This is a genomic window from Synergistaceae bacterium, from assembly GCA_031272035.1.
In the GTDB taxonomy this organism is placed as follows: domain Bacteria; phylum Synergistota; class Synergistia; order Synergistales; family Aminobacteriaceae; genus JAISSA01.
The window spans coordinates 26,010-38,817 of the sequence record JAISUO010000013.1 but is presented as its reverse complement, the minus strand read 5'-3'; the positions used below and the strand labels follow the sequence as shown (position 1 = coordinate 38,817).

9 protein-coding genes are annotated in these 12,808 nt (G+C 54.4%); 6 read left to right on the top strand and 3 right to left on the bottom strand.

Features of this window, described 5'->3' with window-relative positions; translation table 11 throughout:
* Window positions 1–33: 33 nt before the first annotated feature.
* On the top strand, window positions 34–1,326 hold the full coding sequence (locus tag LBR61_01390; protein ID MDR1730725.1) for a hypothetical protein: 1,293 nt from the start codon (window positions 34–36) through the stop codon (window positions 1,324–1,326).
* A gap of 207 nt (window positions 1,327–1,533) precedes the next feature.
* On the opposite strand, the gene LBR61_01385 is transcribed toward LBR61_01390, so the two are convergent.
* Window positions 1,534–2,289: a YoaP domain-containing protein gene (locus LBR61_01385; protein MDR1730724.1), complete on the bottom strand. Its 756-nt coding sequence runs from the start codon at window positions 2,287–2,289 to the stop codon at window positions 1,534–1,536.
* A gap of 247 nt (window positions 2,290–2,536) precedes the next feature.
* On the opposite strand from LBR61_01385, the gene LBR61_01380 reads away from it, so the two are divergent.
* From LBR61_01380 to LBR61_01365, 4 genes are all read left to right on the top strand, one after another.
* Entirely contained in the window at window positions 2,537–4,180 is a 1,644-nt protein-coding gene (locus LBR61_01380) for a nucleoside kinase (GenBank protein MDR1730723.1), read from the top strand.
* A gap of 103 nt (window positions 4,181–4,283) precedes the next feature.
* Entirely contained in the window at window positions 4,284–6,011 is a 1,728-nt protein-coding gene (gene ade, locus LBR61_01375; protein MDR1730722.1) for an adenine deaminase, read from the top strand.
* Between the two features lie 111 nt (window positions 6,012–6,122).
* On the top strand, window positions 6,123–7,424 hold the full coding sequence (locus LBR61_01370) for an NCS2 family permease (GenBank protein MDR1730721.1): 1,302 nt from the start codon (window positions 6,123–6,125) through the stop codon (window positions 7,422–7,424).
* Window positions 7,425–7,456: 32 nt separating this feature from the next.
* Window positions 7,457–9,775, top strand: coding sequence for a hypothetical protein (locus LBR61_01365; protein MDR1730720.1), 2,319 nt, complete (start codon window positions 7,457–7,459; stop codon window positions 9,773–9,775).
* Here LBR61_01365 and LBR61_01360 read toward each other — a convergent pair.
* Window positions 9,752–10,576, bottom strand: coding sequence for a sulfite exporter TauE/SafE family protein (locus tag LBR61_01360; GenBank protein MDR1730719.1), 825 nt, complete (start codon window positions 10,574–10,576; stop codon window positions 9,752–9,754). The genes LBR61_01365 and LBR61_01360 overlap by 24 nt on opposite strands.
* A gap of 35 nt (window positions 10,577–10,611) precedes the next feature.
* Window positions 10,612–11,181, bottom strand: a complete 570-nt coding sequence (gene pgsA / locus LBR61_01355; protein ID MDR1730718.1) for a CDP-diacylglycerol--glycerol-3-phosphate 3-phosphatidyltransferase — start codon at window positions 11,179–11,181, stop codon at window positions 10,612–10,614.
* Window positions 11,182–11,500: 319 nt separating this feature from the next.
* On the opposite strand from pgsA, the gene LBR61_01350 reads away from it, so the two are divergent.
* Window positions 11,501–12,763 carry a class II fructose-bisphosphate aldolase gene (locus LBR61_01350; GenBank protein MDR1730717.1) on the top strand — a complete coding sequence of 421 codons (1,263 nt, stop codon included), beginning with the start codon at window positions 11,501–11,503 and terminating at the stop codon, window positions 12,761–12,763.
* The last annotated feature ends 45 nt before the right edge of the window (window positions 12,764–12,808 follow it).

The window sequence follows — 12,808 nt, the reverse complement described above, 5'->3', positions numbered from 1 at the left end:
GTAAAGGTTCGAAAACCTGGAGTGTGAACGATTATGGACTGGAAGGAGCTTTACCGAAACAAACTGATATCGGCGGAGCAGGCCGTCGGAAAAATTTTCTCGGGCAGTTCTGTGGTGACATCCCACGCCGCGGCGGAGCCTCAGACGATACTTCGCGCTATGGCCAGCCATAAAGAAAATTTCAGGAATGTTCGTATCTTCAATCTTATGAGCATGGGGGAACTTCCCACCTGTCAGCCCGGGATGGAATCTCATTTTTTGCACAACACCACCTTTGTCAGCATGGGAACCCGTGAAGCCGTCAATACCGGCCGCGCCTGCTTCACCACCTCGTTTTATTCGGAGACGCCGTGGCTTTTGAGAGAGGTCATTCCGGTTGACGTGGCCGTCCTCTCCCTGTCCCGACCGGACCGGCACGGGTATTGCAGTTTCGGCGTCACCCTCGATTATCAGCGTCTTTTGGCTGAAAAGGCAGGAGTGGTCATCGCTCAGGTCAATGAACTCATGCCCCGGACGCATGGAGACTGTTTCATCCATGTCAGTCAGCTGGATTACATCGTCGAGGTTTCGGAGCCGCTTCCGGAACTGCCAGAACCGCGGATTGGAGATGTGGAACGCGGTATAGGAAAGAACTGCGCCTCTCTGATTCGGGACGGGGATACGCTGCAGCTGGGAATTGGAGCGATTCCCGACGCGGTACTTCTTTTTCTGAAGGATAAAAACGATCTGGGCATTCACTCGGAGATGTTTTCCGACGGAGTGGCGGAGCTGATGGAAATGGGAGTCATCACCAACAGGGCAAAGACGCTGAACAGAGACGTCAGCGTGGCCACGTTTCTGATAGGGTCGAAGCGGCTTTACGATTTTGTCGACGACAACCCTTCCATCAGGATGTTCCCTGTGGATTACACCAACAATCCCTGCATCATCGCTCAAAACGACAATATGGTGGCCATCAATTCCTGTCTGCAGGTGGATCTTTATGGACAGGTGGCGGCGGATACCCTGGGTCCGAAGCAGTACTCCGGGGCCGGAGGTCAGGTCGACTTCGTCCGGGGGGCCAATATGAGCCGGGGAGGACGCGCCATCTTCGCCGTTCCCTCCACGGCGGCGGGAGGAAAGGAATCCCGTATCGTCGCGGACCTGAAACCGGGGGCCGCGGTGACCACCACTCGAAACGACGTCAACTATGTCGTCACGGAATACGGCGTGGCGCAGCTGAAGGGGAAAACACTGCGAGCCCGGGCGCTGGCTCTCGCCGCCATCGCGCACCCCGCCTTCAGAGATCAGTTGTACGAGGAAGCGAACAGGCGTTTTTGGATTTGATTTTTGTGCGGAAGCGCTGATTTTCAGACCTTTTATACCAATTTGAAATAAAAGGCCTAAAGTTAGAATGGCTAAAAGCAGTGATATTCAAACATTAGCTTCTTCATTAACGCTCGGTTGAAAGCAAATTGGTATTACTTCAAATTGGCATAAAACCGGCCGCGCTGGAGCCTCCACAGGTTTCAGCGCGGTTAATCATTACTTCCTTTACAGACCTTTTTCAGCCAGTAATTTTTCAAATTTTTTCTCGGACAAAATTTCGTTTGTCAAAAACCCGCCATTAAAAAACAGGCAGTATGAGGTGGACGGTGCGGGAGCGTTTTGCGCTTCTTCCGTCGTTTCAAAACGTATCGCCCTGAACGGAACTGATTTTGCCTTCGCCATATCTTCGATTATCGGCACATACTTTGCCGTATACGGGCATTGGTGAGCGTAGTACAAAACAAAACCCTGTTCGTTAATTTCAGGCGTTTTGACTGCCTGCTTAAAACACGGTTTCGGAGAGCCCGTGTCAAAGGGCAGATACAGCAGTTCATAAAACGGCTCTGCCGTGTCCGCGACAACAAAACCTTTATATTTCAAATATTGAGGATCGGATAAAAACGGCATTTTCTTTTTTGAAGACAAGACGCAAAGTCCTTTTTTGCCTTTTTCTTTGCTGTCTTTTGTACATTCGTCCAGAAGCAGATTGGAATAACCCTGCCCTTTGAATTGCCCCGATATCCAAAAGCAGTTTATGTGCATATACCCTTCCGCTTCAACAGGACACCATGCTTTTTCAGCCGGGATGTATTCAATGAAACACTTGCCCCTCACATCGCATTTTTTGAAAACAAGCCCGTCCGCAAAGCGCTCCGCAAGCCATGACTTTTTGGCGGCAACCTGACAGTCCCCGTTATTTGAGATAGCGCAGCAAATGTGTTCCCGCTCCAGATTTTCTCGGGTTAGGGTTACGATGTTCATCGATATTTCCTCACAAAAGTAAAATAATTTTTTCTCAATTATAGCGGATGATGTAAGCGTATAGTGAAAACGAAGCCCCTCGCGGGCGGACGAAAACGCGGAAACGGCAAAGACGGCGGGAATTTTTGATTTTTTGGCTTAATTTTTTGAGTGGAAATTTTGTTCACCGAGAAATTTAAAAGCATACTCCCTGAATTTGCGGTATGATGATGAGATAAGGGTCGTCGCATTTCAGGGAGGTTTTCTTATGGCTTTTACAATTAAATTCAAAGATGGAAAATTTGTGACCGGAGAGACGCCGCTTTCCGGACAGAACGTCATGGCCGAGCTGGGGTTTTCTCTGAACGACGGTATTGTGGCGTGGCGGGTCAATAACTACATACGACCGCTGGAGTGGGTCATTGAGGAGGACGCCGAGGCGGAGTTCCTTTCGACGACAACCCCGGAGGGATTGCAGGTTTACAAACGGACGCTGGATTTTCTCTTCGTTATCGCCTGCAAACGGGATCTCGGCCGCAAGGCGATTCTGCGGCACTCCATCAATGAGGGGCACTACTGGGAGTTCGAGGACGGAGATATTTCGCAGTCGGATGTCTACCGGCTGCACGCGGCCATGAGCGACATGGTTCGGCAGAATATTCCCGTCATTCGGAAACTTCTGCCCGTCGACAAAGCCAAACGAATCTTCGAAGCCCAGGGCGAGCCGGAAATCGCCGATCTTTTCGTGCGAGCCAATGTGGACCCTGTGGAGGTTTATCGATGCGGTTCGCAGTATGGGTATTTCTGCGGCACGCTGGCTCCTTCCATCGGCGTCCTGAAGGTGTTCGACCTGGTGCAGTTCTCTCATGGAGTGGTGCTTCTTTCCCCGACGCTGGCGTCTCCGGACAGCACCGAGCCCTTCCGGACCGACCGGGCTCTGGGGGACATCTTCTTCGATTACGCCAACTGGCTGAAGGCGCTGGGGCTGAACTACCTCAGCAGTCTCCACCAGCTGGTGGCGAAGGGGAAAAGCCAGGAGCTGATCCTTATCTCCGAGGCTTTTCACTCCCAGCGCCTGAGCAAAATGGCCGCTGAGATCAACTCCCGTCCCGACGTGAAGGTGGTTACCATCGCGGGGCCCTCGGGGTCGGGGAAGACCACCTTTTCGGAACGCCTGAAAATTCAGCTCATCGTCTGCGGAAAACGCCCGGTGACGCTGCCTATGGATAATTATTTCCTTGAGCGGGTGCAAACCCCCCGGGATGCCAGCGGAGAGCTGGATTACGAAGTTTTGGAGGCCCTCGACCTGGACCTTCTGAAGGACAACCTGACCCGTATTTTGCAGGGAGAAGAGGTCGTCACGCCCCACTACGATTTCCTGCAGGGCAAAAAGACGCCGGGAAGAAAGATCAAACTGGGACCCGACGATATTTTGATCATGGAGGGAATCCACGGCCTCAACGACAGAATTCTGGACATGCTTCCGGCGGACAGGCGATTCACCATTTTCGTCTCGCCTCTGACGGGCATCTGTCTGGATCCCCACAACCGCACCAGCACCGGCGATAACCGTCTCCTGCGGCGCATCATTCGGGATTACCGCACCCGAGGCAAATCTGCCGAGGCGACCCTCGCCATGTATCCAAAGGTGGTCAGGGGCGCGATGCGTTACATTTTCCCCTACCAGAACCGGGCAAACGCCATCTTCAACTCGTCGCTGCCCTATGAGCTGGGAGTCCTCAAAAGCTATGTGGAACCCGTTCTGCATACGGTGCAGGAAAACTCTCCCTTTTTTGGAGAGGCCCTGAGGCTGCTCAACATTCTGAAATTTGTGCCCTCCATCCAGTCCGAGGGGATTCCCAACAACTCCGTCATTCGCGAATTCATAGGGGGAAGCTGTCTCGACGTTTGAATGACCTGTGCCCCGTAAAAAGCGTTGCCTGGACGAATGTGGGAACAGATTGTTATAATTTTGTGTTGCAACAGAAGACCCGAAACTTCAGGGAGGTTTGTCTGTGAAGGAAATACTTGCGGTGGCCCGCGGAGACCGGGCTGCGGATTTCGTCGTCAAAAACGCGCGGGTAGCCAATGTCTGTACCATGGAATACGAAAACGTCGATGTAGCTGTGGTCGGCGGCCGAATCGCCGGAGCGGGGAAGAACTACGAGGGCAAAACCGTTCTGGACGGAGAAGGCAAAGTTTTAATTCCCGGCCTGATTGACGGACATGTGCACATCGAAAGCACGATGCTGACGCCTCCGGTGTTCGCGGACAACGCGGTCTCGCGCGGGACCACCACGGTCATGGCCGACCCTCACGAAATCGCCAACGTTCTCGGAATGAGAGGCGTTGAGTATATGTACCTGGCCAGCCGGGGACTTCCCCTGGACGTTTTTCTCGGAGCGCCCTCCTGCGTTCCCGCCTCCGACCTGGAGACGCCTTACGAAAATCTGGAAATGGATGACATCCGTGAAATGTTCGCTCAGGGATGGTGTCAGCACCTGGGGGAAGTGATGAATTTTCCGGGGGTCATCGCCGGAGATCCGGAGGTGTGGGGAAAAATTCAGGCGGCTGGAAATGTTCCGCTGACGGGACACGCGCCCGGAGTGCGGGGGAAGGAGCTGTGCGCTTATCTCACCGCGGGCATATCCTCGGACCACGAATGCTCCCAGGCGGACGAAGCTCTGGAAAAACTGCGCCGGGGGATGTGGCTGATGATGCGGGAAGGGGCCTCCACTCCCGATCTGGAGAGGCTGGCGCCACTTCTCCGGAACAAGCCGGAGCTGGCCGCGCGGTGTATGTCCGTCACGGACGACGTGAGCGCCCGGTACCTCGTTCAGGTGGGACACATGGACGTGAAGGTCCGCCGCCTGATCGAGTGCGGAGTCGATCCCCTGACGGCCCTTCGGACCGTGACTCTTTCTCCCGCGGATTACTTCGGGCTGAAAGATCGAGGGGCGATTGTTCCAGGACGGATCGCCGACATGGTTCTGATCGACAGTCTGGAAAATTTTCAGGTCGACCGGGTGTGGAAAAACGGCCGGCTGATGGTGGAAAAGGGCCGGCTTCTCCGAAAGAGCGAGCGGAAGGTCAATTTCGAGGACTTTTGTCGGAAAGGGGAGAGCGTTATCCCTCTGACAGAGGAGCAGCTTCGAATTAAAAATCAGACGGGGGCAAAGGTTCGCGTCATTCTGACGAAGGAGGGGTCGCTGTTCACGAGGTCTTCCTGCGAGGAACTGCCCCTGGACGAAGACGGGACAATCCTGCCTGATGCGGAACGGGACGTGGCGAAAATTGTGGTCCGCCAGCGGCACAGGGGCGCGGGACGATTCGCGGTGGGCTTCCTGTCGGGTCTGGGGATGAAAAAAGGGGCGATCGCTTCTTCCGTGGCTCACGATGCGCATAACTTTGTAGCCGCCGGGATGGACGACCTGTCCCTGACGACGGCTCTGAACTGCGTGGGAAAAAACGGGGGCGGTCTGGCCGTAACCTGCGGCGGCGAGGTTCTGGAGTTTTTCGCCCTGCCCGTGGCGGGGCTCATGTCAACCCTGGACGCCGTTTGCGTGGCCGAAAAACTGGATGCGATCGAAAAAAAAGCGAAAGACCTGGGAATTGCCGCCGATCATCCCTTTATGATGCTGTCGTTTCTCTGCCTGTCCGTCATTCCGGAACTCAAAATTACGGACCAGGGATACGTGGATATTACCCGGGGAGGGATTCAATCGCTTTTTATACCTTTATAGCGTCAGCCACGACGTAAGGGAGAGCCTTTAAGCAGTTATATGTTCAGCATACGGTATCATAATAAAATAAATGCGGGAAAAATAGATGCAATGAAAGGAGTTGTATACACAATGAATTTTCTGGAAAGTCTGTTCAAACTGAAGCAAAATCGTACTACGGTGAAAACAGAGGTGCTTGCGGGCTTTACCACGTTTATGACCATGGCCTACATCATTTTCGTCAATCCGGATATTCTTTCCAAAGCGGGGATGCCCTTTGATTCTCTGGTGGTTGCCACCTGTCTGTCCGCGGCTGTCGGCACGTTTCTGATGGCTTTTCTGGCCAATTATCCCATAGCTCTGGCTCCAGGCATGGGACTGAACGCCTTTTTCGCCTTCACCGTTGTGATCGGAATGAAACTGGACTGGCGGGTGGCCCTGTTTGCCGTTTTCGTAGAAGGAATCATTTTTGTGGTGCTGACCCTGACAAAACTGCGGGAAGCCATCGTCAACACAATTCCGAAAACGCTCAAGATCGGGATCTCCTGCGGCATTGGACTTTTCATCATCTTCATCGGGCTTCAGGGCGTGGGGCTTGTCGTTCACAGCGACGCGACGCTGCTGACTCTGGGCAACCTGAAGAACAATGTGCCCGCCCTGCTGGCCCTGGGTGGCCTGATACTGGTGGTGGTTCTCGAATATTTCCGGGTCACGGGCGCTCTTTTGATTGGCATTATTATCATTACCGCCGTGAGCGTGATCATGGGCAGGACCGAGCTGCCGCCGGCCTTCATCACCACTCCTCCTTCCCTGACGCCGATTTTCGGGCAGTTCGACTACACCATGCTTGCCAGTCCCGAATTTTGGAGTATCGTCTTCACCTTCTTCTTCGTGGACTTTTTCGACACGGTGGGGACTCTGGTGGGCGTTTGCAACCGCAGCGGCCTGCTGGACAGAGAGGGCCGGCTTCCCAACGCCAGAGGCGCGCTTCTGGCCGATGCCCTTGGAACCGTGGCCGGAGCCGTATTGGGAACTTCAACTGTTACGTCCTACGTGGAAAGCGCCAGCGGCATCGCTCAGGGCGGGCGAACAGGGCTCACATCGGTGGTGACGGGCATCCTGTTCCTGCTTGCCATTTTCTTCAGCCCCCTGGTGGGAATCGTGCCGGCCAGCGCCACGGCGCCGGTGCTGGTGGTCGTTGGCGTCTACATGATGGCCGGTTTGCGGGACCTCAATTACGAGGACTGGACGGAGCTGGTTCCTTCCATGCTGGCGTTTTTCATGATGCCCCTGGGTTATGGAATCTCCGTGGGAATCGAGTTCGGCATCATCTCGTTTGTGCTGCTGAAGTTCTTCACGGGTAAAACGAAAGATGTAAGCCTTGTCATGTACGGCCTTGCCGCGCTGTTCATTCTGAAAGAGGCGTTTCTGTAGAGGGCCGGGGACGATATGATGGGAGAGGAAAGATGACTGCGACCATCGACAGGTTTCTGATGGAGGTGGAGGGCGAAGATGTGGCCTTTTTACGGGACGACGAATCCGACCGTTTCCCCGTCGTTTGCTGTGGAATGGCGAACGGTGAGGGAGGGTGGATCGTTCTTGGCGCGTCCTGTGAGAATGAAGAACTGACGATTGAGGGCGTCGCGGACATCGCGCAAATGGAGCGGCAGCTTCGGCTTCGTATGCGGGATCCGCAGGAAATCAGTTTCGACCCCGTTTTGTCTTTTCATCCCCTGGTGAGCGTCGATAAAAAACTGCTGGCCGCTCGCGTGGAGCCCGCAGAGTGGTGGAGACGTCCGGTTTATACGGGAGGGGACTGCGTGACGGGGTCCTGCCGTCGGGTAGAGGGAGTAGACGTGATCTCCGGGAGAGACGTGCGTTTTCGCCTGGCTCTTGACGCGCTGGAAACCCTGCGCGACGATATTCCCGTTCCAGGGCTGTCGATTTCCGACCTGGACGCCGAAGATGTCGCCTCCTTTCGAGAGGCCGTCCTGAAAAAACGACCGGAGTGGGGCAGTCTTCCCGAGAGCGAGTTTCTGAAACGGGCCCAGGTTCTGGACGATTCCGGGGAAGTGACCCGGGCGGGGCAGCTCCTTCTTGGGAAGAAAAACGGCGATGAATTAAAGAATAATAATGAATTAAAGAAAAAAGCGCCGGTTCGAATCACTCTGAAATCGGCAAATGAGGCGGAACATGAAGAAGAGGAAGAATTTTTCGAGACCTCCAACCTCTGGCGGGCCTGCAGAGAGCTGTTGCCCCGCCTTTGTGATTCCCTTTCAAAACCCTGCGAAGAAGCCGTGAGGGAGTGTTTTTTCAACGCGCTGATCCACGCCGAACACGACGCGGGAGGCATTGAGGCGAAACGGGATGTTTCCCGTATTGTCATTGCCAGCCCTGGGCTTTCCCGTTCCCACGGACGTGACGGGATCGAGTGCCGCAACTATCGGCTTCTGTGCATGATGAAGCTGGCGGGACTTGCCCGGGGCGAAGGGCGGGGCCTCAAAATTATTCGGGCCTTTGACGGAATGTTTCGCCTGCGAAGCGATGTACTGGAGCTTCGGACCGTTGCGGAACTTCCTCTGGAGATGGGGCCCCTTGCTCTGCTGCCTGCGGCCGCGCCGGAGGAAACGCCGGATGTTTCGACAAACGTATCCGAAAAACCGGTTCTCGGCTGGATGCCCATTCTGGAAAAAGAACAGGGTCGTTCCCTCGTGGAGGCATCCCGGGAGACTCTGCTCATTCCCGACCTGCTGAGGGTTCCGGATTATGGCCCTCAGGCCCTCGTGGCCGCATCCGAAGAAGAGGAAGAATCGGAAGAAGAAAAATCTGAAGGGAAAAATTTTGTTAAGGACGCTTCGATCATTGTTCCTGCGCCGGCGGAACCTGTCGCTGTGGAAGTTCCGGAGGAAAAAAGCGCAAAAGCTGAGGCGGAGCCCGTCGGGACAGAGGAATGCGTCTCTTTTGATACGAAGGAAACGGTGAAGAGCGAGACTCCCGAGGCCAAAACACCCCAGACTCCGGAGACTTCCGCCGGAGAGGAAGAAAAACAGAAATCTGTTCCGGCAGAGACCCCGCCCCTGGAAATTATCGAGGAAAAGCAGGAAGAGCCGCTCCTTTCGATTCCCGAGTCGATTCCGGAGGAAGAGTTGCCTCGCCCCCCCGAGAAGGTCCCTGTTTTCGGAGACGCGGCCCATGACCTGGAAGAATATATTTCTTCCCTGAAGAACGATCCCAAAAAACTTGCGGAGATCAATGGATTTACTCACGGAACTCAGGCAGAAGAAAAAGAACCCGAAGAGCCTGAGGCGCCGGCGAAAGCCGAAAAAACCGAAAAAATTGAGGAACCCGCGGAAACTGCGGAAACTGAAGAAACTGCAGAAGCGGAAGCGCCTGAAGAAACAGAGACAGTAAAAGTGCAGGAAACGGAAACGCCCGATAAAACGGACCCCGAAGAGCCTGCTTCGGAAGAAAAATCACCAGTGGAGGAAACTCCGCCGGAGAAGGAATCCGACAGCGAAGCTGAATATTCTCCCCTGGTGAATATGGTGCGGTCCACGCCCCGACTTCCTCCGGCGATTGTCCGGGACGCCATTGTGGAGCTCTGCAGCGAATATCGCGGTCTTAAGGAGCTGTCGTCGCTGTTGTCCCGCTCTCAATGCTCTCTGAGGCGGCATTATCTGACCGCAATGCTTCGAGATGGTGTGCTTGAAGCGGAACTTCCGGATAAACTCGGTTCTCCGGACCAGCGTTACCGGGTTCCTTCAGCGAAAAATCAGGTTCAGTGAAGCGAGAAAGGTGAGGAGGCAGATCACATTTTTAAAGGCTTTCTGGGGAATTTTTCCCGCCAGGATGAATCCCGCGAGAACTCCCAGCGCAATGGCGGGAATGGCGGCCACGTCCAGTTTCAGCGTTTGAAGGCTGATGCTCCCCAGAGAGACGAAAAGGGGGATCTTGGCCCAGTTCATGAAAAACGCGCAGACGGCTACCGTCCCCAAAAACTGAAATTTGTTGCGGCGGGACACGATCATATAGAGTGACACGATGGGTCCCGCCGCGTTAGCCAGGGAGGAGATCAGCCCGGTTGAAAAGCCAAAAAACGCTGAAATCGCAAGAGAAGGTTTTTCAGGTGGCGGCGCGTCGGAGGCGTTTTTTCCCTGGGTTCTTTTGCCCCAGGCCTCCGTCAAAAGGCTGATCAGAAGCAAAATCAATATCGCCCATCCAATGAGGAGTCCGAATGTTTTGTTGTCCACCGCCCGGACGATAAAGGAGGCCCCCCAGATCCCCAGCCCCACGAACAGGAGATAGGGGAAGCAGTAGTTGCGTTCCGCGTAACGCCGCCAGTGCCACACCGACATTATGTCCGCGATCATGTAAATGGGCAGCATGACTCCCACCGAGATTTTCGGGGGAAGGATCATGGCCATGAGGGGAACGGCGATGATGGTGGCGCCGGGGAGTCCCGCCTTGGCGAATCCCACGATGAAAACGGCCAGACAGAAAATTCCCCAGTCCGGCAGGGTCAGGTTCCACTGCCCCAGAGACAAAAAATTGAAAAGAAGATCGAAAAGAGAATTGAAGAAATGCATCGTCACCGTCGCTCCATTTCCTCAGGCCGTCCCGGTCACTCTTCCACCAGGAGCTTCGCGCCGCCGATAAGATATTCCATACCGGACCAGACGGTGAGGAACATGGCGCACCACATCAGAATCATACCCCCCGGCAGTTTCAGAATCAGCAGAATGATGGCAATGATCTGAAACACGGTCTTGATTTTGCCTCCCCGGGAGGCTGCGATCACAACCCCTTCGGCTGAGGCCACCAGTCGCAACCCCGTCACGACAAACTCCCGGGTGATGATAACCACCACAATCCAGGCCGGAATTCTCTGCAGTTCCACCAAAGCCACCATGGCGGCGATGACCAGCACCTTGTCCGCCAGAGGGTCGATGAATTTTCCAAGTGTTGTGACCAGCTTGTGCCGTCGGGCAATGTAGCCGTCCAGGGAGTCTGTCAGCGCCGCCACAATAAAAACGCCTGCGGCCAGGGCATCTCCGAGACTGGGTCTTTCCGCTCCCAGAAAAGAGAGAAATGGGAAAGGGGTTTTTATCCGGAGAGTGAGAAAGAGCAACACCAGCGGCGCCAGAAAAACGCGCACAAGACTGAGTGTATTGGGTAGATTCAAAGATTTCATTTTCACCTGACGCAAGCCTCCGCCATAATTTGAGTACACGATACAGGGGATATTCGCGCCCTGCAATTATAGCGTAAAAGAAATAAAAAGCACGTATGAGTTGCCCAAAAACCGCTGTCGTATTATTGACTTTAGGCCTTTTACTTCAGACTGGCATAAAAGAACGCTCATTTACCTGTTTTATGGAAAAATAAACTTATTGGTTCAGTCGCTAACAGGTAAATTTTGTTTTTTATGAATTATATGGTAATATAATTTTGATATTTAACGGGGCAGTGCTTTATAAGGAGCGCCTGTGGACGGAGATGAATATGAGACAATGGTGGATGTGAATGGAAAAGCGTACAAGGCTATGCTGGAAAGAAGACCGCTGAACGTCAGAGCTCTGTGGGGAAACGAAGAGGTTGGACTGGTGAGCGGAAGGGATATTTATACGGCATGCCGGGAGTTGGGTTGTGTGGTTTTGGCGGCCAACTGCCGTAATCCTCTGACGGCCAAAGGCGTGCTGCGAGCGGCCAAAAAACTGAATGCCGCCGTGGTTCTGGAGGTGGCAAAATCTGAAACGACGTACTGCTTCGGAAATTTTGAAAACATGCCTGCCTGGGCGGCCCGTTATTCCAAGGAGCTGGGCGACGGCATAATTTTTGCCATGCATGTGGACCACTACGGTATAAAAGGGGAGGCCGACTTCGTCAAAGCCGTGCCCAATATGCCGAAACTGGTGGCCGAGGGTTGGACTTCCATTGCTGTAGACGCCTCCCATCTTGACGATTATGAAAATTTGCGCGCCACCCGGGACGTGGCCATGAGTATTCCCGCCTACCTGGGGCTGGAGGTGGAGGTCGGCGAGATCAAGGGGCCGGGTGAACTTTCCACGGTGGAAGAGGCGCTTTTCTTCATTGGCGGGCTCAACGCCTGGGGGGTCTACCCCGATCTGCTGGCGATTTCCAACGGCTCCCAGCACGGAACCTATGACACTTCCAGCGGGCAGCAGGAGGGCATAGATTTGAACCGCACCATGGAGATCGCGGAGGCGATTCGGCCCTACGGCGCTTCCATCGCCCAGCACGGAATATCCGGAACGCCGATTCGAAAAGTGGAGGAATTTTATAAGTACGGCATCAACAAGGGCAACGTGGCAACGCTCTTTCAAAATGTCGTTTTCGGCGTTCGCATGGACCCGGAAACGGGCAACGCGGATACTTCCACGGGATCCTACGTCAAGGAAAGCGGCCGGGGCATCGAAGATTCCCTTTGGAACCGGATCGTTTCCTGGGCGGACGGAGAAAAACTGAGCCGGAAGAGCGGAGATTACAAGAAGGCCAATCTGCCCTTCGGCAAGGCCGTCATGGAGGCGCCCGACGAAATTGTGGAGCGTATCGTCGGCGAAACGGAGGAATGGGCGACCCGATTCATCAAAGCGATGAAGTCCGAGGGCAGCGCCGAGAAGGTCCTGGAGGTCATTGGACGCCGCTTCGACCACAATGCCGCACCGGACAGAAAACCCCTCAACCCGAGGGAAAACTATACGGCTGACAGGGCTCCGAACAAAAAGAAAACAAAGGGGAACTTCGACGACTGATTCAATAGTCCAAATATCCCTGAGAAGATGAATTTTTTCGTCTTC